Origin of the sequence: Haloarcula argentinensis DSM 12282, assembly GCA_000336895.1 — an archaeon.
GTDB classification, from domain to species: domain Archaea; phylum Halobacteriota; class Halobacteria; order Halobacteriales; family Haloarculaceae; genus Haloarcula; species Haloarcula argentinensis.
Genome location: AOLX01000023.1, coordinates 217,857 through 239,192, shown reverse-complemented (window position 1 = coordinate 239,192; position 21,336 = coordinate 217,857). Strand labels below are relative to the sequence as shown.

At 64.4% G+C, this 21,336-nt stretch carries 21 protein-coding genes; 9 read left to right on the top strand and 12 right to left on the bottom strand.

The window, feature by feature from the left end:
• Positions 1-154: 154 nt before the first annotated feature.
• Positions 155-3,220, top strand: coding sequence for an FAD-binding and (Fe-S)-binding domain-containing protein (locus C443_RS14245; RefSeq protein ID WP_005537231.1), 3,066 nt, complete (start codon positions 155-157; stop codon positions 3,218-3,220).
• Here the strand turns inward: C443_RS14245 and C443_RS14240 are convergent.
• Genes C443_RS14240 through C443_RS14235 form a run of 3 tightly spaced genes read right to left on the bottom strand, consistent with a single transcriptional unit; the run spans position 3,212 to position 4,989 of the window.
• On the bottom strand, positions 3,212-3,739 hold the full coding sequence (locus tag C443_RS14240; RefSeq protein ID WP_005537229.1) for a hypothetical protein: 528 nt from the start codon (positions 3,737-3,739) through the stop codon (positions 3,212-3,214). The genes C443_RS14245 and C443_RS14240 overlap by 9 nt on opposite strands.
• Positions 3,740-3,791: 52 nt before the next feature.
• Positions 3,792-4,013: an ATP-binding protein gene (locus C443_RS22180; RefSeq protein ID WP_311241314.1), complete on the bottom strand. Its 222-nt coding sequence runs from the start codon at positions 4,011-4,013 to the stop codon at positions 3,792-3,794.
• 7 nt (positions 4,014-4,020) lie between these two features.
• Entirely contained in the window at positions 4,021-4,989 is a 969-nt protein-coding gene (locus C443_RS14235) for a histidine kinase (RefSeq protein WP_311241315.1), read from the bottom strand.
• Between the two features lie 223 nt (positions 4,990-5,212).
• Between C443_RS14235 and C443_RS14230 the strand changes: the two genes are divergently transcribed.
• Positions 5,213-5,407: a cold-shock protein gene (locus tag C443_RS14230; RefSeq protein ID WP_004515390.1), complete on the top strand. Its 195-nt coding sequence runs from the start codon at positions 5,213-5,215 to the stop codon at positions 5,405-5,407.
• 2 nt (positions 5,408-5,409) lie between these two features.
• Positions 5,410-5,604, top strand: a complete 195-nt coding sequence (locus C443_RS14225) for a cold-shock protein (RefSeq protein WP_004515391.1) — start codon at positions 5,410-5,412, stop codon at positions 5,602-5,604.
• Positions 5,605-5,770: 166 nt separating this feature from the next.
• Here C443_RS14225 and C443_RS14220 read toward each other — a convergent pair whose 3' ends face one another.
• The 3 genes from C443_RS14220 to C443_RS21795 form a co-directional block, all read right to left on the bottom strand.
• Entirely contained in the window at positions 5,771-6,511 is a 741-nt protein-coding gene (locus C443_RS14220) for a DUF429 domain-containing protein (protein ID WP_005537227.1), read from the bottom strand.
• A gap of 110 nt (positions 6,512-6,621) precedes the next feature.
• Positions 6,622-6,807 (bottom strand): hypothetical protein, encoded by a 186-nt coding sequence (locus C443_RS14215; RefSeq protein ID WP_005537226.1) that lies wholly within the window; start codon positions 6,805-6,807, stop codon positions 6,622-6,624.
• A 41-nt stretch (positions 6,808-6,848) separates the two neighbouring features.
• Positions 6,849-7,007 carry a hypothetical protein gene (locus C443_RS21795; RefSeq protein ID WP_005537224.1) on the bottom strand — a complete coding sequence of 53 codons (159 nt, stop codon included), beginning with the start codon at positions 7,005-7,007 and terminating at the stop codon, positions 6,849-6,851.
• Positions 7,008-7,082: 75 nt separating this feature from the next.
• On the opposite strand from C443_RS21795, the gene C443_RS14210 reads away from it, so the two are divergent.
• Positions 7,083-7,805 carry a nucleotidyltransferase family protein gene (locus C443_RS14210; RefSeq protein ID WP_005537223.1) on the top strand — a complete coding sequence of 241 codons (723 nt, stop codon included), beginning with the start codon at positions 7,083-7,085 and terminating at the stop codon, positions 7,803-7,805.
• 57 nt (positions 7,806-7,862) lie between these two features.
• Positions 7,863-8,459, top strand: coding sequence for a DUF4864 domain-containing protein (locus C443_RS14205; protein ID WP_005537221.1), 597 nt, complete (start codon positions 7,863-7,865; stop codon positions 8,457-8,459).
• On the opposite strand, the gene C443_RS14200 is transcribed toward C443_RS14205, so the two are convergent.
• The 3 genes from C443_RS14200 to C443_RS14190 are packed head-to-tail and all read right to left on the bottom strand — an operon-like array spanning position 8,456 to position 11,799.
• The gene (locus C443_RS14200; protein ID WP_005537220.1) at positions 8,456-9,535 is read right to left on the bottom strand and encodes a sugar ABC transporter permease; all 1,080 of its coding nucleotides are present in this window, start codon (positions 9,533-9,535) and stop codon (positions 8,456-8,458) included. The genes C443_RS14205 and C443_RS14200 overlap by 4 nt on opposite strands.
• Positions 9,535-10,497, bottom strand: a complete 963-nt coding sequence (locus C443_RS14195; protein ID WP_005537219.1) for a carbohydrate ABC transporter permease — start codon at positions 10,495-10,497, stop codon at positions 9,535-9,537. Before C443_RS14195 ends, C443_RS14200 begins: the two co-directional genes overlap by 1 nt.
• Before the next feature lie 9 nt (positions 10,498-10,506).
• Entirely contained in the window at positions 10,507-11,799 is a 1,293-nt protein-coding gene (locus tag C443_RS14190; RefSeq protein ID WP_193363482.1) for an extracellular solute-binding protein, read from the bottom strand.
• Positions 11,800-12,010: 211 nt separating this feature from the next.
• Between C443_RS14190 and C443_RS14185 the strand changes: the two genes are divergently transcribed.
• Together C443_RS14185 and C443_RS14180 are read left to right on the top strand one after the other, a co-directional pair.
• Complete coding sequence (locus C443_RS14185) at positions 12,011-14,101, top strand: alpha-amylase family glycosyl hydrolase (protein ID WP_005537217.1); 2,091 nt, start codon at positions 12,011-12,013, stop codon at positions 14,099-14,101.
• 92 nt (positions 14,102-14,193) lie between these two features.
• Complete coding sequence (locus tag C443_RS14180; RefSeq protein ID WP_005537216.1) at positions 14,194-15,360, top strand: ABC transporter ATP-binding protein; 1,167 nt, start codon at positions 14,194-14,196, stop codon at positions 15,358-15,360.
• A 149-nt stretch (positions 15,361-15,509) separates the two neighbouring features.
• Here C443_RS14180 and C443_RS14175 read toward each other — a convergent pair whose 3' ends face one another.
• Positions 15,510-17,528, bottom strand: a complete 2,019-nt coding sequence (locus C443_RS14175; protein WP_005537213.1) for a glycoside hydrolase family 15 protein — start codon at positions 17,526-17,528, stop codon at positions 15,510-15,512.
• A 175-nt stretch (positions 17,529-17,703) separates the two neighbouring features.
• Here C443_RS14175 and C443_RS14170 point away from each other — a divergent pair, with 175 nt between their 5' ends.
• Entirely contained in the window at positions 17,704-18,756 is a 1,053-nt protein-coding gene (locus C443_RS14170) for a TrmB family transcriptional regulator (RefSeq protein WP_005537212.1), read from the top strand.
• Positions 18,757-18,789: 33 nt separating this feature from the next.
• On the opposite strand, the gene C443_RS14165 is transcribed toward C443_RS14170, so the two are convergent.
• Together C443_RS14165 and C443_RS14160 are read right to left on the bottom strand one after the other, a co-directional pair.
• Positions 18,790-19,257 carry a type IV pilin gene (locus C443_RS14165; RefSeq protein WP_005537210.1) on the bottom strand — a complete coding sequence of 156 codons (468 nt, stop codon included), beginning with the start codon at positions 19,255-19,257 and terminating at the stop codon, positions 18,790-18,792.
• Between the two features lie 108 nt (positions 19,258-19,365).
• Positions 19,366-20,364, bottom strand: a complete 999-nt coding sequence (locus C443_RS14160) for a glutathione S-transferase family protein (RefSeq protein ID WP_005537208.1) — start codon at positions 20,362-20,364, stop codon at positions 19,366-19,368.
• A 219-nt stretch (positions 20,365-20,583) separates the two neighbouring features.
• On the opposite strand from C443_RS14160, the gene C443_RS14155 reads away from it, so the two are divergent.
• Complete coding sequence (locus C443_RS14155) at positions 20,584-21,117, top strand: 50S ribosomal protein L16 (protein WP_004515406.1); 534 nt, start codon at positions 20,584-20,586, stop codon at positions 21,115-21,117.
• Positions 21,118-21,336: the final 219 nt, after the last annotated feature.

Genomic DNA, 21,336 nt, shown 5'->3' with positions numbered 1-21,336 from the left:
AAGCACCGTCGACAGCCTGCATTCGACCGACTCGAAAGCGCGTGATGGGATACCGTAGCGGAACTGTTTTGACAGGCGTACAGCTAGAACAGCCAGAGCAAACCGCCGAGTACCCGGTCCGTCGGTGGCCGGGCGACTGGACACGAAACACACCATGGCAACCGATTCCGGCACCCGGATAGATCCTTCGGCCGACGAGGTATCGAACTACGACTATCAGAACGACACCGTCGCCCGGTCCGGTCTTGTCGACGACCTGCAATCGCACGTCGACGGCGAAGTCCGGTTCGACGAGTACTCGCGACAGTTGTACGCGACCGACGCCAGCCTCTACGAGGTGCTGCCCATCGGCGTCGTCTATCCGCGGTCGACCGATGACGTGGCTGCAGTCATGTCCTACTGCGCCCAGCGGGAGATTCCGGTTCTGCCGCGGGGCGGCGGGACGAGCCTCGCCGGTCAGACCGTCAACGAGGCCGTCGTGCTGGATTTCTCACGGTACATGAACGACCTCTTCGAGGCCCGGCCCGATGACCGACGAGCGCGGGCCCAGCCGGGCATCAAGCTCGGCGACCTGAACGGAGAACTGGCCGACCACGGGCTGAAGTTCGCACCGGACCCGGCATGGGGCGACAAGAGTGTCCTTGGCGGCGCTATCGGCAACAACTCCACTGGGGCTCACTCCCTGCAGTACGGCAAGACCGACGCCTACATCGAGGAATGCGAGGTCGTCCTCGCGGACGGCACCGTCACCACGTTCGGCGAAGTCACCCGCGAGGAACTGCGCGACCGGGCGGCCCCCGACGGAGACCTCGAAGCGCAGATTTACGCCGAAATCGAACGGATACTCACCGAAGAAGGCGAGGCAATCGAGAGCCACTACCCGGACCTGAAGCGCAACGTCTCGGGATACAACCTCGACTGGGTGCTCGACGACGCACAGGACGGAACCATCAACGTCGCCTCGCTGCTGGCCGGCAGCGAGGGAACGCTTGCCATCGTCACCGAGGCCGAGGTGTCGCTGGAGCCGATTCCAGAGACCAAGTCGATGGCGCTGCTGGCCTACGAGGGACTCATCGAGGCCATGGAAGACGTTGCGGACATCCTCGAGCACGACCCGGCGGCCGTCGAGGTGCTGGACGACGTGCTCATCGACTTGGCCCGCGACACCGCCGAGTTCGAGGACGTGGTCGGCATGCTGCCTGACGGGACACGGGCGGTCCTCATCGTGGAGTTCTACGCCGACGACGAGGAGAGCGGGCGACGGAAGGTCGCCGACCTGCTGGCGGACCGAACGAACGGCGTCGACCCCGTCGCTGACCCGACTGGGGGCCGAACCGTTGTTGACGCGCCGGTTCGGGCGTTCGACGCCATGGAGGCCCACGACGAGGCGAAACGCGAGAAGTTCTGGAAGATGCGCAAGTCCGGCCTCCCGATACTGCTCTCGCGGACGACCGACGAAAAACACGGCTCGTTCATCGAGGACACCGCCATCCCGCCGGAGAACCTCCCGGAGTACGTCGCCGACTTCCGAGAGATTCTGGAGGAACACGACACCTTCGCCTCCTTCTACGCCCACGCTGGCCCCGGCGTGCTCCACATCCGCCCGCTCATCAACACGAAGTCGGTCGAAGGCGTCGAAACCATGGAATCCATCGCCGACGCGGTGACCGACCTCGTGGTGAAATATGGCGGGAGCGTCTCTGGCGAACACGGCGACGGCCGCGCCCGTACGCAGTGGAACGAGAAGCTCTACGGCGCGGACCTCTGGGAGACGTTCCAAGAACTCAAGTCCGCGTTCGACCCCGACTGGCTGCTCAACCCCGGACAGGTCGTCGGCGTTGACGCGGGCGAGGTCGAGTCCGGCGCGATGCCCGAGCGGGCACGTACGGTCGACATGACCGAGAACCTCCGCTTTTCCCCGGAGTACGAGTTCGACGCCGGCTTCGACCCCGCCCTGGAGTGGGACAACGACAATGGAATGCAGGGGATGGTCGAACTCTGTCACGGCTGTGGCGGCTGTCGCGGCCCGCAGGAGACGACCGGTGGCGTGATGTGTCCGACCTATCGCGCGTCCGAGGAGGAGATGACGACGACGCGGGGGCGGGCGAATATGCTCCGGCAGGCGATGAGCGGCGACCTGCCGGACGACCCTACGGATGAGGAGTTCATGCACGAGGTGCTCGACCTCTGTATCGGCTGCAAGGGGTGTGCGAAGGACTGCCCGAGCGAGGTCGACATGGCGAAGCTCAAAGCTGAGGTGACCCACGCCTACCATCAGGAACACGGCTCCAGTTTCCGGGACAAACTGTTCGCGAACGTCGACGCGCTTGCCGGACTCGGAAGCGCGTTCGCGCCGCTGTCGAACCTCGCGACGAAGGTTCCGGGTGCTCGCACCGTCCTCGAAAAGGCGGTCGGTATCGCCCCGGACCGGACACTTCCGAGCTTCCAGCGCACGACGCTGCAGGACTGGTTCGACGACCGCGGCCCGCAGGTCCCGGCCGACGAGGCTGAGCGACGGGCGCTGCTGTTCCCTGATACGTACATGAACTACAGCCATCCCGAGGTCGGGAAAGCCGCCGTCCGCGTGCTCGAAGCCGCGGGCGTCCACGTCCAGTTGGCTGACCGAACCGACAGCGGGCGGCCCGCTCACTCCAAGGGCTTTCTCGACCAGTCCCGAGCGACCGCGCGGGACAACGTGGACGCGCTCGCCCCCGCAGTCGAGGACGGGTGGGATGTGGTGCTGGTCGAACCAAGCGACGCCGTGATGTTCCAGTCGGACTATCTGGACCTGCTGTCGGGCGAGGACGTGGAGACGCTGGCGGCCAACGCCTACGGCGTCTGTGAGTACCTCGATACCTTCCGGCTGGACGAGGCGGCCGACTGGGACGTGGCGGGCGAGACGCTGACCTACCACGGCCACTGCCACCAGAAGGCGACGAAGAAGGACCACCACGCCGTCGGCGTCCTCCGACGGGCCGGCTACGACGTGGACCCGCTGGATTCGGGCTGTTGTGGCATGGCCGGCTCCTTCGGCTACGAGGCCGAGCACTTCTCGATGAGCAAGGCCATCGGCTCGATCCTGTTCGACCAGATCGGAGCGAGCCGCGGCGACACGGTGGTCGCGCCCGGCGCATCCTGTCGCACACAACTGGACGACTGGGACGAGAGCGACGGCGAACCGCCCCATCCGGTGGAGAAACTCGACGCTGCCTTAGCCTGAGCCGGTCTCGCCCGGTTGGCGAACCGCCTGGGCGATGCCGACCGTCTGGCCGACGAGCGCCAGTCCGATACCGGCAAGCAGTGCGGTTTCCGCCGGCGGGAACAGCGCGCCGGCGTAGACCGTCCCACCGAGAACACTCAGCGCTGCGCCGGCCGTGTACATCCGCTGACCTGCTGGCACGCGCGCCCCGGTGTAGTAGAGGCCGACACCCGGAACGACCATCCACCCCAGTATCGTCGTCGTCAAGAACGGGACCCGAAGCGGAGCGTAGAGCAAGCCGACAATACCGCCAACAGTGAGCACGAGCCCGACGAGCAGGATGTCGCGCCAGATCCGGAGGACGCCCGTCTCCATCTCGTCCCACGAAAGGACGGCGAACGCAGCGATGAGAACGGCGGCGACGACGTGGAAGCTCAGCACTGTCTGGTCAGAGACCACATCGAGATGGGCCAGTCCCACGAGCAGCCACGCGAGCGGAATAAGTACAGTCGGGCCCTGTGCGCGCAGGCGAGGGAACATACCCCCCACTGTGCCCCCCACAATCAAGAAACGTCGGTCGTGCCGCACCGTGTCACGCTCGCGGGAGTTCGACGACGAAGTGCGCGCCGTCAAGATCGGGATTAGTCAATCCAAGGTCAGTTTTCCCAGCGGTGTCGGCAAGGTAGATATCACCGCCGAAGCTCGTAACGAGTGTTTCGACGAGATGGAGGCCGCCACCGTGCGTGTCGCCCGCCCGTGGGTCGAAAATCCTGTCGCGCTGGCCCTCGGGAATCCCTGGGCCGTCGTCGACCACGTGAATCTCAACGATGTCGTCGGTCTCGCGGATCGCGACAAAATACTGACGGGTGATCGTGGCCGTCTCCCGTCGACTGGGCCGTCTCCGCTCGCTGTGCCTCGTCCTGCAGCACTGCCCCGTCCGTCGCGGTCCCCTCAGCCGAGAGTTCGGCCGCCGGCGTCCCGTGTTCGATAGCGTTCTCTATGAGGTTCCGGAGAACCGGGCGAGCGGCCTCGTTGGTGTATGCCATCGCGCTGTCCGGGGCTCGAAGTTCGATAGCGATGGGATGTGTTTGCTCGATTCGCCGTATCACCGCTTTAGTAATCCCGACGATGTCGGTCGGTTCGAAGGACGGGTCGGAACCGAGGGTTTCGACGACAGACCCGGCGTTGTCGACTAGACTGTCGAGTTCGGTTACCTGCTCGTGGATCGCGTCCGCCGCCGTTTGAACCGTCTCCGAGTCGGCGTTACGCCGGATGATCGTCGCCCGGCCGTCGATGACGACAAGCCCGTTCGCGATGTCGTGCCGAAACAGGTCGTTGACGAACGACAGCGTGCTCGCGGTTCGGGTCGCACGGCTGGCATCCTGGCGGGCCCGGACCGCGAGCGTGCCCGCGATGAGTCCCGTAACAGCGCCAGTCTCCATCGCCAACAGAGTGACAAACACCGGTTCAGCGATTGTTCGACCCTCGATCATGCGGATGAAGACGCTCAGACCGATGACAGTCCCGACTGCGAGGCTGCCAACAACGCTCCAGACGAACACAGTCCAGATCTGCTCACCCGGTGTTGACGACGAGACGAGGCGATAGCTGCCATACACCAGCACCAGCGGTAGTAGCCCGTCGAGAGCCAACGCGAGGGCGGGGCCGCCAAGCTGTCCGATGCGCTGTGTCTCAACACCGAGGTGCCAGACGACAGCCGCACCTGTGAACGCGAGGCCGAAGCCAGCAAGCAGCCACGGCGCAAGGCGGGCCCGGACACCGCGGTACATGGTTACTACTTGTGCTCGAATGGCTAATTCCATTCGGTTAGTGAGACGGTAAGACCGGACACGACACCGGAGCGCCTACAGCCAGCCGGGAGAGCTGGCTGCGTGTGTGCCATGACAGTATTACACACCCCCTAATCGCCAGACAGCGGTCGGTTTTCTCTGTTTCCTACCAGAGCATCGTACCGACACTGTTATCCGTGGTGCTGGCATCTCTTTGGTTGCAATGGCGAAAGGAACGGTTGATTTCTTCAACGACACTGGCGGTTACGGTTTCATCGACACTGAGGACGCGGACGAGGACGTCTTCTTCCACATGGAAGATATCGGCGGCCCGGACCTCGAGGAAGGACAGGAGCTCGAATTTGACATCGAGCAGGCGGACAAGGGTCCGCGCGCCAACAACGTCACGAGGCTCTAACAATGGCGGAAGGCACTGTCGACTTCTTCAACGACACTGGTGGCTACGGCTTCATCGAAACCGACGATGCGGACGAAGACGTCTTCTTCCACATGGAAGACGTCGGCGGCCCTGACCTCGAAGAGGGGCAGGAAGTCGAGTTCGACATCGAGCAGGCGGACAAGGGTCCGCGTGCGACCAACCTCACGCGACTGTAAGACGGCTTCTGTCTACAGTCTAGCACTATAATCACTTGTCAGCGGTCGCGGTGTACCATAGCGTACACGACGGTGGCGCTGGCATGCACATAACTCACGACGAGCGACATCGCTCGGCGGGACACGTCACTACGCGAGCAGTGGCGACATCGCTCGATAGACAACTCTAGGTGAGCAGTGGCGACGCCGCCCGGTAGACAATCTCCATCGGGAGGCCCACCGCGTCCCGCGGCGGCTCAGGCGGGAGCGTGTACAGCTCCCCATCGCCCGGCTGTGCCGTGTACGCGAGCACAACGGCGTCCAGTACGTCGTCGACGGCCACCGCTGCACCACCGGTCGCTTCGGCGGCTTTCTGGACTGTCGGGGCGGCGTCGCGGTCGTGCTGTGCGAGAATCCGCATCCGCTCGGCGTATCCCCCAGCAGTGCGCTTCGAGTAGCTAAGCGGCTCACCGGCGAGGGCTCGGAAGCAGACCTCCGGGTGGGATTCTCGGATAGCGGCGGCGGCCTCGGGCAGTTCCTGCAAGAGTTCGTCGACCCTGGCGAGGCTGTCGCTGCGCGCGAACGCCCGTTCGGAGAGGTCGTGGTCGGTCTTGCGCCTGTGGACGCGGTTGGCCGTCGAGTAACGCTGTTTCCGGGTCGCTTCCCGCACCGGCGGTGTGTGGATCGTCGTGCTGCGCGCTCCGAGGACTGACCGGGCGAGTTCGTCGCACCGGCGGTCCGGTTCGCCGGATTCCACGAGTCCGATCGGCACCCCGACCAGAATCCGGCGAGCGCGCTCGTCGTAGGCTGACCAGCACTCACCGATACTGTCGAACACCGACGCGTGGTCGAAACCGTCGCCGGTGAACGCGACAGCGACCCAGGACTCGTCGCTCCGATCAACGCCGACGTACAGCGGTTCCGCCATTGTGGATACTCGTTCCGACGGGCGCAAAAGTGTATCCCGAGGTGTTTCTTGGCCAACTGGTCTGGTCTCCGGCTAGCTGTCCAAGCGCTGGCTGCCCCGACGGCTAGTCGTTACGACTGCCCGAACTTCGTGAGTTCCTTGAGCGGTACGAGCCGGTGTTCCATCGCTGGCTTCGTGTACCCGGCTGACTCCTCGGAGACCCCGCTGGTGAACACCAGCATCTTCTGCTGGAGGACGTGCGGTACGCCGTCGTTGTCCCGGATGATGTCGACCGAGCGCCACGCTTCGTCTTCCATGTGCCAGCCCCACACACTGCTGCCACCTGTCTCTTTCCCCGTCAGGAGTCCGGCCCGGCGAATATCGTCCGGAGCCATGCACCGCAGTTCGGACAGCACAGCGTCTGCCAGCGGTCGGTGTCGAGGTCGGCGAACGTCTCCCGGCGAATAGCTTCCTCAGCAGAGACCGACCGGCCGCAGGTGTCACACTCCTCGACCATACGTCGGAGTTGGCAGACCACGGACAAAACCCACTCGCCCACAGGCATTTAGCCGGCCCGAGCGTGGGGCCGGACATGGACGGCGTCGTACTCGCTGCCGGCGAAGGGACGCGGATGCGGCCGCTCACTGCGGACAGACCGAAGGGACTCGTCGAGGTGGACGGAAAGCCACTGCTGACACACTGCTTCGAGACGCTGCTGTCGGTCGGCGTCGACCGATTGGTGGTCGTCGTCGGCTACCGGGGCGACGATATCGTGGCCCGCTACGGCGACCAGTACCAGAATGTGCCAGTCGAGTACGTCCAGCAGGACGAGCAGTTAGGGCTGGCGCACGCGCTCGAACGGGCCTGCTCCGCCGTCGACGGCACCTTCGTCATGCTGAACGGTGACAATGTCTGCCGGGCGAATCTGGGCGACGTGCTCGACCGACACCGCAAAAGCGACGCTAGCGCGACGCTACTCGTCGAGGATGTGTCGCGGGCGGAAGCCAGGTCGACCGGTGTCGTCACGACAGACGGCGAGGGCGGGGTGACCGGCCTCGTCGAGAAGCCGCCGGACCCGCCGTCGACACTGGTCACGCGGGGCTTCTTCGCGTTCGAACCGGCCATCGGCCACGCCTGCGCGCTGACGCGTCCCTCCGAGCGTGGCGAGTACGAACTGCCCGACGCAATCGACCTGCTGTTGAGCGCCGGCCACCGGGTCGAGGCGGTCGAACTGGAGGGGTGGTGTTACAACGTCAACGAACCGGGCGACATCGATACCGTCGAACAGCGACTCGGCGAGAGCGTCGACCGCTGACGGGCGACTCGTCGCCCCCGACAGAACACCGAAGGCAGTCCGCCCCAATACAGGGGTATGACAGCCAGCCGGCCGCTCGTACTCGTCGTACTCGCCGTTTTCGTCTCACTGGCGGGCTGTGGTGCGTTTTTCGGGACTGGGGAAACAGAGCCGGAACCGGCGATAACGCCCGCCACCGTGCCGACAGACGAGCCACAGGCGGTGGAAGCGACGGACGAGGGGAGCTACTGGGGCAACGTCTCCGTCGACGCCAACCGGTCAGCGGTAACACAGCCGCGAGTCCTCGAACTGCGACCGAACTGCGAGCGGCCGCCGGGACTCGTCGTCCACATCCAGGTGCTGGCGCTGCAGAACAACGACCCGAAGACGAACGAGGGCATCAACACCACGTGGCAGTTCGCGTCCCCGTCGAACCGGGAGCTGACGGGACCGTACTCGAACTTCGTCCGGACAATCCAGAGCGGGTTCGAACCGCTCCTGAACGCGACGGGCGTGCGGTACGGGCCGCTCGACCGCGATGGCAACACCGCGTCACAGCCGGTGACCGTCGTCAACGGGAACGGGACGACGACGAGCTACCGGTGGACGGTCGAAAAGCAGACTGAAGCGCCCTACGAAGGCTGCTGGATGACGGCTGGCGTCGCGCCGGCCTAACCTTCCATCCCGCTGAATGAGAGCCCGCCCTCGATGTAGCGCTGGGCGAACAGGTACGCCAGCATGATCGGCGAGGCGAAGGTGAGCGCGAACGCGGAGAAGCGCGCCCACGGGATGGAGTACTCGTCGACCATCGCATACAGGCCGACCGGCAGCGTGTAGTTCTCCGTCCCCAGCAGCGTCTGGGCGACGACGAACTCCGTCCAGCCGGTGAGGAAGACGAAGATGAACACCGTCGCCAGTCCGGCGGTCGACATCGGAATGATGACCTCGGTGACGACTCGCCAGGGCGGCGCGCCATCAACGACGGCGGCTTCCTCGTAGGAGACTGGGATGCCGTCCATGTACGTCTTCAGCAGCCATGTATTGAACGGGACAGCGGTCGCCGCGTAGTACACCGCAAGCGCCAGCTTGCTGTCGTTGATGCCGAACTGGACGTACAGCGCGTACATCCCAATGAGCAGAGCAACCCCGAGGCCGCCACCGACCTGCGTCATCAGGACGTAGAGGAACAGGATCTTCCGCCGGAAGAGGAACTCACGGCGCGAGAGGGCATAGGCTGCCGGAATGATGAGCGACATCGCAATAAGAACGGTCGGAATCGCCACCATGAGGCTGTTCCAGAGGAAGTGCTTGAAATCCGACGGGCGGTTGACGCCGTAGTCGGAGGCGTCCAGAATTTCGATCCCCGGCGTCTGGAACACGAAGGCGAGGTCGGTGAACGGGATGGCGGCGGAGATCGAATACGACGGGACGATGAGGTCGCCGATAACCCAGATGAACGGTTTGACCGTTGGGTTAGCGGGAAACAGCGAGAAGCTCTCGGATGTGTACAGCGAGCTTCCGGAGCCGGAGAGGGCCGCCATCAGAATCCAGTAGATCGGGAAGAGCAGCGCCAGCACCACCAGCGTTGCACCGATGGTCGAGAGAATGACCTTCAGGACTTCGGACGCGGGCAGTTCGCCCCGACGGACCGCCTGCACGGTGTAGGACCACTTTCGGACCGTCCGTGCTGGCATCGTCGCGAACGTCTTGATGTCGTCGCCGAGCTTCCTGGCGATCGCACCGAGCAACATCAGTCGTTCACCCCGTCGGCGAGCTTCCCTTTCTTGACGTTGAGCCACATGAACGCGCCGATGAACACGAGCGCGATGATGCTGATGGCCGCACCACGACCGTACTGCTGGAACGACAGTGCCTCACGATAGCCGTAGACGACGATGAGTTCGTTCGCCCGTGCCGGGCCGCCCTGATTGAACACGAACGGAATGAGGAACTGCTGGAACGACGCCGCAGATGTCAGAATCGACGCAAACAGGACGGGCCGCTTGATCGACGGCAGGGTGATGTGGGCAAAGCGTGCCAGGAACCCCGCGCCGTCGACGACGGCCGCCTCGTGGAGTTCCTCGGGTACGTCCTGTAGCGCACTGACGGTGATGATAACCATGAACGGGTACGCCAGCCACGCCTCCGTGACGTTGTACGCGACGAAGGCAGTCCAGCGGCCCGAGAGCCACGCGACCGAACTCGCCCCGAACGCGGTCAGCAGCTGGTTCATCAGCCCGAACTCGGCGGAGCTGAAGATGCCGCGCCACACGGTGATAGTGAAAATCGGCGGCAGCCCCATCGGGAAGATGATGAGCGAGCGCAGGACGCGCTTGCCGCGGACGAGGTCACTGGTCACAACGAGCGCGATAGCCAGGCTCGCCCCGATTTTGAGCGTGACGCTCGTGGCGACGAACAGCCAGGTGACACCGAATGAGTTCCAGAACTGGCCGTCGGTCAGCACATCGGCGTAGTTCTCTAATCCGACAAACAGCGCGTCACCGAAGGTGAGCACGGCGACGACGCCCTCGCCGGCGAACAGGTTCGCCGGCTCTGCGTTGGTAAAGGAGATCCCCAGCAGGTAGATGACTGGGAACAGCATGAACGCCGAGAAGACGAACAGCCCCGGGAGCACTAGCAGTAACGACGCGTCGTCCCGCGTCAGAAACGGGACCGACTCGATGCGGTCCGCCGCTCGTGAAACGGTACTCATGGGCGTTGCTTACTCCCAGTTGCTACGGATTTCTTCGGCGGCGGTCGTCAGTGCGTCTTCAGCGCTCGAATCGCCGTTGAACGCTTCGATGAGGGCGTTCTCAAGCGGCGACCACACCTTGTTCATGCGCGGGTCGGTCGGCATCGGGACGCCCTGGCTGACGGTCTGGGAGTACGTCTGGACGTGGTCAGGGAGTTCGTCGCTGCCGACGAGACTGTCGAGCACCGGAATCGCGCCCTGTTCCTCGGCGAGTCGCGTGGCGTGGTCCTCGTTGGTGGCGAACCACTCGACGAAGTTCCGGGCGGCCGTGGCGTCGGCACCACCCTCGTTCATCGCGTCCGCGAAGTACCACATCGAGATGCCGGTGTACGGCGTCACCTCGCCGCCGTCGATGGCAGGGAACGTCGCCACTTCGTAGTTCACGTCGCTCTGGTTCAGCGTCGCCAGGTACCACGGCCCGTTGACCGCGAAGGCGGCGTTCCCCTCCGAGAACGTCGCGGCCTGCGGTTCGTAGTTCGGGTCGTCGGGCATGTACGGGCGGAGGGTGTCGAGGGCGAACTCCAGCCCTTCGACGGCTTCGTCGGCATCCAGCCCGAGTGCCGGGTCCTGCTCCGGGTCGAAGTAGTAGCCGCCAAAGGCCTGTATCCACCCGCTCGTGAAGTACGGATCGAACGGCGCGGCGAGACCGTACTGACTGCTGCTCGGGTCGTGGTACTCCTCCATTGTCGCCACCATATCGTCGATAGTCTCAGGCGGTTCGTCGACGATATCGGAGTTGTAGATGAGCGTCACCGTTTCCGCCGAGTGCGGGAGGCCGACGACGGCGTCGTCGAACTGGACGGCGGAGGCGGCGGCGTCCGTGAACTGGTCTAAGCTCACGGAAAGTTCGTCGGACTGGTCGACGACGAACTCGCGCTGGTAGTAGTCGCCCACCCAGTCGTGCGCCCACTCGAAGATCTCCGGCCCCTGCCCGGCCGGAATCGCGCTCGTAGTCTTCTTTTCCATGTTGGAGATGTCCGACCCCTCGACGGCGAACTCCGTCTCGCTCGTGAACGTCTCCATCGCGTCCTTGCGTGCGGGGATCTCCGAATCCTGGAGCTGGTACCACGCCGTTGCAGTCCCGCTGGACTGCTGACTCCCGCCGTCGGACCCGCTGCTGGACCCATCGCCCGACCCGTCACCTGACGCCGTTCCCCCGTCCGAGCCGCCACTGCCCTGCTCTTGCACACTACAGCCAGCCAGGGCTGCAGCCGCACCAACGCCGCCGATCCGCTTGAGCACGGTCCGTCGTTCCATTGTCATGGATAGATATTGGATGAAATAGTCCTTCATAACTTAAATCATTCGGAAATAGAAGGATACAATGATGATAGATTCCAAGACTCGACAGCGAATTGCTCCGATGTGTGTCGGTTTTAGTGAACCCAAGCGGCCGGAAATTACGATGTGATAGTTTTTCTTAAATTCATCTCGAAACGTAACACTCACAGTACCGTCCCCGCACCGTAGGCGTATGCACCATCCAGGCCCGCCGCGGTTCGCCGCCGTCGGCGAGTCGGTCGAACTGGCCCCACGTCAGCCCGACCTCGACATGGCTGCCGAGTGGCGGCTAGTCGAGCGGCCAACTGCGAGTACGGCAACGCTTGGCGACGGCCCAATCAGTCACCTCGAACCAGACACACCGGGTGTCTATCGAGCCGAGTTAACCGCACCGGACGGCACACACGAGCAAGTCGTCCGAGCGTTCCCGGCCGTCACCGAGACAGTCCGATTCAGCGTCACGACGGACGACTTCGAACACGGTGGCAACCTCGCCGTCGCCGACCGCGCCATCGTCATCGGGAAGTTCAACGACTTCACGATGGGAACCCACTGGGCCGAACGCGACGGCGACGAATGGGTGATCGAGACCGAACTCCCGCCGGGGACCCACCACGCGATTTTCAGTTTCGACGGCTCCTTCGAATCGACCGCGACTGACGAGGTTACCGTCGAGGGACCGGGTCGCCCTCGGGTCGAACTCACCGGCAAGACAGAGGACGGGGACCTCGTCGTCGTGGCAGACGCCCGCGCGGCCCCGTCGGGGAGCGAGCCGGAGGTCGAGTTCTATCTCGACGGCCGCGACGACCTGAGAGAGTCGGCCGTGACCACCGACGGTGACGAACTCCGAGTCCCACGCGACGCACTGCCCGAAACGGCCCGCGTTCACGCGGTCGCCGTCGCCGAGCGCCACAGTGTCGCGGACACGCTAGTCGTGGAATGTGGCAAGAAAAGCGAGGACGCAGGCGCGGGCGAGACGGTATCTGTCTCGCGGCCGGCCGACCCGCCGGCCTGGGCCGGCGACGCCACCATCTACGAGATATTCGTCCGGTCGTTCGCCGGCGAGACCGTCGACACGACCTTCGAGGCCATCGAGCGGCGGGTCCCCTACATCGAGTCGCTGGGCGTCGACGTGGTGTGGCTCACCCCCGTTCAGGCGAGTCCGACCCGGCACGGCTACCACATTACTGATTTCTTCGACACCGCCGAGGATCTGGGAACACGCGAAGAGTTCGAATCGCTTGTCGACCGACTCCACGACGCGGGGATTCGGGTCGTCTTCGACTTGGTTATCAACCATAGCTCGCGGGACCACCCGGCGTTCCAGCTCCACCGAGCCGACGTCCCCGAGTACGCAGACTACTACGAGCGAGTCCCGGCGTCACAGGATGTCTCCGACGTCGACTGGGCGGGCGAAGACGCGCCGGGACACTACTTCAACTGGACGCGGATCCCGAACCTCAACTACGACTCGCTCGACGTCCGGCGCTGGATGCTCGACGTGGTCGACGAGTGGCGCGACGTGGTCGACGGGTTCCGCTGTGACGTGGCCTGGGGCGTGCCACACGGGTTCTGGAAGGAGGTCCGGGAGCGGGTGAAAGCCGACGACCCAGAGTTCCTGCTGCTCGACGAGACAGTCCCGCGTGACGCCGCTTTCGCCGAAAACGAGTTCGATGTCCACTACGACACGGATCTGTTCGACACGCTCCGCGAGATCGGGACCGGCGAGGAACCGGCGTCGGCGCTGTTCGAGGCGCTCGACGCGACGGCCGAGCACGGCTACCCCGACCGCGCCGGCCACATGCGATACGTCGACAACCACGACGAGGACCGCTATCTTGACGAGTGCGGGACTGCGTCACTGCGGGCGGCCGTCGGAGCCACGTTCACGCTCCCCGGGACGCCGATGATATACGCCGGCCAGGAACGCGGCGTCGAACAGCAACGCGGGACGATGCGCTGGCACGACGGCGACAACGCCCTGACCGACTTCCACCGGCGACTAGTGGCACTGCGGTCGGACCACGCCGCACTGCGCGCGCCCGGAGTACATCTGATTCCCTATACCGTCGAAACGGGCGATGCGGACAGCGTCGTCGCGTACGAGCGCACCGACGGCGACGAGACGCTGGTGGTCGTCCTGCACTTCGGCGACGGCACGGTGAGCGTCTCACTCGACCCCCCGGTCGCGGACACTGATCTTCTCAGCGACACTCCAATCGGCAGTGACGGGACAGTCGAGGTCGGCGATATCGTTGTGGTATCAGCGCCGAACGGCCGCTGACGGCGCTCGGTTCCATGCCTGCATCGACTCTGCTAGATCTTCTATGAAAAATCCCATCAAACTTATTAGCATCGGGTGTGAGACTCCGTGTAATGGCGAGTCTCGAACTAGACGGTCTCCGCAAGGAGTTCGACGGTGGCTCCATCGTGGCGGTCGACGACATCGATCTGTCCATCGACGACGGGGAGTTCGTAACGGTCGTCGGGCCCTCGGGGTGTGGGAAATCGACGAGCCTACGGATGGTTGCCGGGCTTGAGCGGCCGACGAGCGGCCGTATCCGCATCGGCGGCGAGGACGTAACAGACGTCCACGCCCGCAAGCGCGACGTCGCGATGGTGTTTCAGAACTACGCGCTGTACCCCCACAAGTCTATCCGACAGAACATGGCCTTTGGCCTCCGGATGAGCACGGACCTCTCGAAGGAGGAACGGCAAGAGCGAGTCACCGAGACAGCGGAGATGATGGGTATCGGGGACCTGCTCGATGACACGCCGGACCAGCTCTCCGGCGGGCAGAAGCAGCGAGTCGCGCTCGGGCGCGCCATCGTCCGGGAGCCGGACGTGTTCCTCTTCGACGAGCCACTCAGCAACCTCGACGCGAAGCTCCGGACGACGATGCGGACGGAGATCCAGCGCCTGCAAGAGGAGCTCGGCATTACGGCCGTCTACGTCACCCATGATCAGGAAGAAGCCATGACGATGGGCGACCGCATCGTCATCCTCAACGACGGGGAACTCCAGCAGGCCGGCCGACCGAAGACGGTGTACGAGAACCCGACCAACCAGTTCGTTGGCGGCTTCGTCGGCTCGCCCTCGATGAATTTCCTCGACGTGACCGCGGAGCCGCTCAGCAGCGGCGTGCGGCTCACCGGCGCTAACGACGACTTCTCCTATGACCTCACGGGCGGCCGTGCCAGTGCATTCGGCGACAGCCAGCGCGGGTCGTACGTGCTGGGTATCCGACCGGAACACGTTTCCGTCAGCGACGGTGGCGACCAGAACGCCGTCCCGGCGACGGTCGACGTGCTCGAACCCATCGGCAGCGACAACTACCTATATCTCGACCTGGGTGAATCGAAGACCGGATTCGAGGGCGACGGCGCACCGGATTTCATCGCCAGGGTGAGCACCGACGTGGAGCCGGCCATCGGTGACCGGGTACAGGTGTCGTTCGACGAATCTGCCGTGCACCTGTTCGATACAGAGACCGGCGAGGCTGTCACGGCGGGCGAGGACGCGCCTGTCGCAACGCCGCAGTAGGGCGATAGCCAGTGCTCCAAATTCAGACGTAGTCGCTGTTTTCAACCAGTTATAGAGTCCCTACGGCCATCCGCTACGTTTTCGAACCTCAAGCCAAGCAGCGCGGTCCGCGAAAGAGGGTACCCGCGGGCGACCAGTGACCCAGCAGTTCACTCGCGGGCGCTCAGTGGTTCGGCAGTGAGCTCCCCGGCGTCATCGAGGTGGGCCACAGTGGCCAGCCGGAGTGCGTGGGGCCAGCCGAGCGGCGTGCCACAGTCAGGCGTCCCATCGTCGAACAGTTGTTCGGGGAGGTAGCCGCTGGACTGAACGAGCGAGCCGCCGGGGAGAATCTCCCCCAGCAGATCCCGGGCCCGGGCGTAGGCCGCCGTCGCTCGGCTGTCGTCGGCATCACGCAGGAGCGCACCCAGCTGGGCGGCACTGTTTGCGCCCCACGCCGTCGAGACGGTCCAGATTTTCTCGCGGTCCTGTGAGCCACACCGCCAGTCGTCGCCCTCGAAGCGGACGAGGCCGCGGATGTCGCCGGTATCCCGTTCCAGCCCGTCGAGTGTCGTCTCGACGTGGGTAGAGAGCCGATCACGGGTCTCCGCGGGCAGGTCGATGGCCTCGGTGGCGACGCGACAGGCGGCGGGGAGGGCCAGCGTCGCGGAGTCCAGTCGGTCGTCGATGGCCCCGTCGTGTTCGCGGAGAGCGTAGCGGTCACCGGTCCACAGCGCGTCCAGCGACGACAGCACCGTCTCGGCCTGTGACCGGGCGTGGTCTCGGAGCGTGGCACAGACGGGCGCGCGGGCGACGGCCGCGTAGGCGTGCAGGAAAGTCGCAGCGGTGTGCGTGAACCGGCCCCGCATGTTCTCCCAGGCGTTCTGACAGGCAATGGGGAGGCCGTCGTCGGCCAGCGTGTCGTCGATGCTCTCGACGGCGCGCCCGAGCGTGGCTTCGATACACTCCGGGTCGGCCGGGTCGCCGGTCCGGAGGTACGTCGCGAGGAAGCTGGTGACACTCGCGGTCTGGTCGGCCTGGTAGTCCGCGTCCGAGCCGCTTTCGAGCCGGGCGTTCGCCCAGCCCGGCGCGAGCGTCTCGTCGCCGGGCCAGACGCGGTGTGGCCAGCTCCCGTCCGGTTGCTGCGTGCGACAGTAGAATTCGGCGGAGCGCTGGTGCCACGAATCGAGTCCGAGGTCGAACGTCCCGTCGGCTTCGAGCAGGAATGCCGAAATCTCGGCGTCGTCGCGGAACCACGTGTAGCCGTAGCCGCCGGAGGTGACGTAGTACGGGTCGAAGTCCGGTGCAGCGATTCTGGCACCGTTCGTGGCCGAAAGCAGCGAGAGGACGCGGAGGTCGGCCACGACGCTTTCGCGACTCGGCGTGTCCGCGGGGACGCTCCACCGCCGCTGTGCCTGACCTGCTTCGAGCAACGTCTCCGAGGTGTAATGATCGCTCACCAGCCGGTCAATGGTCGACAGCGCCGCGTCACGGCCAATATCGTTCGTGTCTGTCAGCAGCGTCGCCAGTGTGACGCCCCCGTCGACGAAGGGTGCGGACAGCAGGACACCACCAGTCAGCGTCGTGTCCTCGTACCGGCGCTCCCCAGTTGCCCGGGGGAACGAGACCGGGTCGTCGTGGACGAGTTCGGGGAACCGCTCGGGGATTTGGCCCTGAACGGCGTCGAGTTCGGTAGAGACACCGACGAAGTCGTGTTCGGACCGGTGGTAGGCCTCGACGGTGTTTCCGTGCATCAGCAGGCTCTGTCGGCCGTCCCGCCCGTCGGGTGCGAAATCGACGAACGCCCGAAGCGACACGTCGGCGGGTGCGTCGCCACGAAGTTCGAACCGGGTGACGTGAGCCTGCTCGATAGTACAGTCCGTCTGGACGACGGCCCAATCGCCGCAGTCGTGGATGGTCTCAACGACGCCTGCGTCACCGCGATACCGCTGGTCGGCGTCGGTGCTGAACCACGTCGTCGAACCCGTGTCGATACCGAACCGCGAGCGGTCGATCCCCGTGAGCCCACACAGCGGATAGGAGTAGTCCCGCAGCGAGCCGTCGTTGTCGACATGCACCAAGCGGCTGTCGAGTCCGGAGAAACTACCCGTCGTAGAGCGGAGTTCACCCGGGAACTGGTGGCGGCGGTCCCGCGTCCGCTTGAAGTCGTTGAGTGCCGTCCGGAGCGTCATTGGTGAGAGACACCACTGCGGGGAATATAAAATATGGTGTAATAGTTTTTCATTCTTGTGAACAACGGTGGTGGGCTAGTCGACGATACGGTTCCGTTGCGGCGGCTTCGGGGGTGTTGGCGGGCCATACAGCACCGAAACACAATTATCCGCCGCCGTTACCAGATGTGAACAGATGGACGATTCGACTCTCAGGGACAGGCTGGGGCAACTGGGCCTGTCCGAGAAGGAAGTCGACACGTACCTGTCGATTCTCGGCAGCGGCGAGGCCACGGCCAGCGAAATCGCCGACGACACCGGCGTCTCCAAACGGTACGTCTACAGCATCAGTGAATCGCTCGAAGATCGCGGGTTCATCGAGGTCAACGACCACGTCGTGCCCACGACGATACGCGCCCGGCCGCCCGAGCAGGTCATCGACGCCCTGACCGACCGGCTCGAAGAGATGAGCGGGGCGCTCGATTCCCGATACTCGTCGAGTGCGCGGGAACCCCAGCAGTTCGACGTCATCAAGTCGCGGGTGACAGTCATCAAGCGACTCACGGAGTACATCAGAAATGCGGAACGCGAGATCATGCTGTCGGTGCCACAGCAGTACCTCCCCGAAATCGCTGAGGAACTGGCCGCGGCTGTCGACCGTGGCGTCCTCGCGATGCTTGTCGTCAGCAGCGCCGACGGCCTGCGGCCTGACGACGTGAGCGGACTGGCTTCTGTGGTCCGGTCGTGGGACCAGCCGATGCCGATAATGCTTACCGTCGACGCCCAGTTCGGTCTCGTCTCTCCAACCGAAATGGTGACACGCACCAACTCCGACCAGCGTGCTATTGCTTTCGTCCAGCAACAGCTCGTCCCCGTGCTGTCGGGGTCGTTCCTCGGGAACTACTGGCTGATGGCCACCGAGGAGACCGTCACCGACCCGGCCTCGCTCCCGGCCACCTACCACGATTTCCGCCACGCCGTCCTCCAGGCGACGCTGCACCTGCGCGCCGGCCACGACATCCACGTCTCCGCGGATGTACGGGCGGTACAGGCCGACGACGACACCACAACCATCGAGGGGACCGTCGTCGAGACGAAACAGGGCCTCGTCGAGCCGGAGACCAACTCCTACCCCATCGAACACACGCTGGTCGTCGACATCGGCGACCGGACTGTCTCGCTGGGCGGCCCCGGATCGTTCATCGAGGACTACGAAACCGACGAGGTCACGCTCTCATCTCCTGAGTGACTGGCCTCGTCTCGTCAACGATATCCGGGTGACTCAGTTACGCTGGCTCGGGTCCGGCCAGCGGTAGATGACGTACGTTTCCGACTCCGGATCGTCCACGGGGTTCCAGACGAGTCGAAGCGTCGCGTCGCTCAGGTCCAGCGGTGCGCCGCTCCCAGTGAACTGTCCCTGATGTATCGTGATCTGTGTCCCCGACGTGATCCGCGTCGAAGCCTGTGCCTGTATCGGATCGGTGTCGAGCGTCACGTCGCTGCCGTCAGCTCGCTTGGCACCGGAGACGACAACTGTGAGGTTGTCCCTGTAGACGGTTTCACCACTGCTGAAACTGAGGTTCAGATACTCCCCGTTACCGGTGGTCCGCTCGTTGTAGTCGGCCACGATAGCGACCTGCGGTGCCTGCGTGGGTCGCTGCTCGCTGAAACCGAGCGCGAACACGCCGACGGTGGCCGCGAGAATTGCAGCAATTCCGACGAGGATGACGACGCCGATGACTGGGCTCACGGCCCGACTTCGCCCATCTACCCGACTCATTGACCACAGGTGAGAACTGGGTGTATAAAAGGAATAGCGTCGGCTCAGCGTTCGATATCCGGCCGCGAAACTGCCCGGTTACGCCGTCGGAAGTAGCGTTTCGGGGAGCTCGCCCGGCAGTTCGTCGCGGTCGTGGGCAGCCTCGAAGTCGGGATCGGGGCCCATCGGGACGATGCGCTTCGGGCTCACGTCGGGGTGGGTGGTGTAGTAATGCTCCGTGATGTGGTCCATGTTCACCGTCTCGGCGACACCGGGGAGCTGGTAGAGGTCCCGGAGGTACGGCCAGAGGTTGTCGTACTCGCGGATGAGCTTGTGGTTGCACATGAAGTGGGTGTGGTACACTTCGTCGAAGCGCACGAGCGTCGTGAACAGACAGATATCCGCCTCAGTCAGGCGGTCGCCAGCGAGGAAGCGCTGATCTTCGAGGACAGCGTCCCAGTGGTCCAGCGCGTCGAACAGCTCCTCGACGGCCCCGTCGTAGGCCGACTGGCTGTTCGCGAAGCCACAGCGGTAGACGCCGTTGTTGATGGGCTCGTAGATGTCGTCGATGATGCGGTCGACCTCGTCCTGATACCCCTCGGGGTAGAGGTCGACGTCGTTGTCGGCCACGTCGTCGAACTCAGTATCGAGCATCCGGAGGATCTCCTCTGACTCGTTGTTGACGATTGTCTCCTCCTGTTTGTCCCACAGCACCGGAACCGTCACGCGGCAGGTCGCGTCGGGGTCGGCCGCGACGTAGACTTCACGAAGGTAGTCAGATCCGTTGACCGTATCCGGGGTGCAACCGTCTTTCTCAGGAGTAAACTGCCAGCCGTCCTCGCCGCGGAACGGGTCGACGTAGTCGACGGTGATGGCGTCTTCGAGTCCCAGCAGCTTCCGGGCGACCAGAATCCGGTGGGCCCACGGGCAGGCGCGACAGGCATACAGGTGGTACCGGCCGGCCTCGGGCTGGAACCGCGCGTCGGGGTCGTCCTCGACCCGGTCACGGAAGGTCGTGTCCTGCCGGTCGAACGCCCCGTCATCGTCTGTCGTTTCGTACGCGTCGGTCCGCCACTCGCCGTCGACGAGCATATTCATGGTAACAGTCGTACGCGTGCAAAGCCTAAAAGAGCGCGGTGACAGCGGTGTTACCGGAACAACACCGTTTCCCGATACTACCGAGAGCAGGTGCCCCAGCAACGGTCAGTCTGGGGCCGCTCGCGGTCGCGGGCCGGTGTATGGGACACCGCGACACGCCGCCGGGCGGGTTCGAAGCCCTTATTGGGCCGCTCGGCGACGTATTCTCCAAGAGTACCTATGTCGGACAAACCCGCCTCAATGTACCGGGACATCGACAAGCCCGCGTACACCCGACGCGAATACATCACAGGCATTCCCGGGTCGAAGATCGCACAGCACAAGATGGGCCGTAAACAGAAGGACGCCGACGATTACCCCGTCCAGATCAGCCTCATCGTCGAGGAGACCGTCCAGCTCCGTCACGGCTCGCTGGAGGCCTCCCGCTTGTCGGCCAACCGCCACCTGATCAAGGAGATCGGCGAAGAGGGTGACTACAAGATGACGCTGCGGAAGTTCCCCCACCAGGTCCTGCGCGAGAACAAGCAGGCGACCGGTGCCGGGGCCGACCGTGTCTCCGACGGGATGCGTGCCGCCTTCGGGAAGATCGTCGGCACCGCCGCCCGCGTTCAGGCCGGCGAACAGCTGTTCACCGCCTACTGCAACGTCGAAGACGCGGAACACGTCAAGGAAGCGTTCCGCCGTGCCTACAACAAGATCACGCCCTCTTGCCGCATCAAGGTCGAGCGGGGCGAAGAACTGCTGATCGCGTAAGTCAATCAGCAGCGCCTTCTCACCGTTCGCAGAGTACGGCGAAAAGCGGCTGATCGAGTAAATCGGACAGCGGCGTTCGCTCACCGTTTGGACGGCGGAGCAACCGTCCCGACTTCGTTTTTCCGCGCCGCTCCGAAAAGTACCGAGTAACGTCCCAGTCGCTAGACAGCGCAGTCGTAGCCACTTCTTTGTTTCATGTTACCAGTACCCACAATACTC

Coding starts and splice junctions, on each gene's coding strand:
- C443_RS14175 (WP_005537213.1), bottom strand. CDS start 17,528: ATGACGCTCCGGACGGCACTCAACGACTTCAAGCGGACGCGGGACCGC.
- C443_RS14220 (WP_005537227.1), bottom strand. CDS start 6,511: ATGGCGGAACCGCTGTACGTCGGCGTTGATCGGAGCGACGAGTCCTGG.
- C443_RS14235 (WP_311241315.1), bottom strand. CDS start 4,989: ATGTACCGCGGTGTCCGGGCCCGCCTTGCGCCGTGGCTGCTTGCTGGC.
- C443_RS14215 (WP_005537226.1), bottom strand. CDS start 6,807: ATGGAAGACGAAGCGTGGCGCTCGGTCGACATCATCCGGGACAACGAC.
- C443_RS14190 (WP_193363482.1), bottom strand. CDS start 11,799: ATGACAATGGAACGACGGACCGTGCTCAAGCGGATCGGCGGCGTTGGT.
- C443_RS14205 (WP_005537221.1), top strand. CDS start 7,863: ATGACAGCCAGCCGGCCGCTCGTACTCGTCGTACTCGCCGTTTTCGTC.
- C443_RS14185 (WP_005537217.1), top strand. CDS start 12,011: ATGCACCATCCAGGCCCGCCGCGGTTCGCCGCCGTCGGCGAGTCGGTC.
- C443_RS14195 (WP_005537219.1), bottom strand. CDS start 10,497: ATGAGTACCGTTTCACGAGCGGCGGACCGCATCGAGTCGGTCCCGTTT.
- C443_RS14210 (WP_005537223.1), top strand. CDS start 7,083: ATGGACGGCGTCGTACTCGCTGCCGGCGAAGGGACGCGGATGCGGCCG.
- C443_RS14180 (WP_005537216.1), top strand. CDS start 14,194: ATGGCGAGTCTCGAACTAGACGGTCTCCGCAAGGAGTTCGACGGTGGC.
- C443_RS14160 (WP_005537208.1), bottom strand. CDS start 20,364: ATGAATATGCTCGTCGACGGCGAGTGGCGGACCGACGCGTACGAAACG.
- C443_RS14170 (WP_005537212.1), top strand. CDS start 17,704: ATGGACGATTCGACTCTCAGGGACAGGCTGGGGCAACTGGGCCTGTCC.
- C443_RS21795 (WP_005537224.1), bottom strand. CDS start 7,007: ATGGTCGAGGAGTGTGACACCTGCGGCCGGTCGGTCTCTGCTGAGGAA.
- C443_RS14245 (WP_005537231.1), top strand. CDS start 155: ATGGCAACCGATTCCGGCACCCGGATAGATCCTTCGGCCGACGAGGTA.
- C443_RS14225 (WP_004515391.1), top strand. CDS start 5,410: ATGGCGGAAGGCACTGTCGACTTCTTCAACGACACTGGTGGCTACGGC.
- C443_RS14240 (WP_005537229.1), bottom strand. CDS start 3,739: ATGTTCCCTCGCCTGCGCGCACAGGGCCCGACTGTACTTATTCCGCTC.
- C443_RS14155 (WP_004515406.1), top strand. CDS start 20,584: ATGTCGGACAAACCCGCCTCAATGTACCGGGACATCGACAAGCCCGCG.
- C443_RS14230 (WP_004515390.1), top strand. CDS start 5,213: ATGGCGAAAGGAACGGTTGATTTCTTCAACGACACTGGCGGTTACGGT.
- C443_RS14200 (WP_005537220.1), bottom strand. CDS start 9,535: ATGTTGCTCGGTGCGATCGCCAGGAAGCTCGGCGACGACATCAAGACG.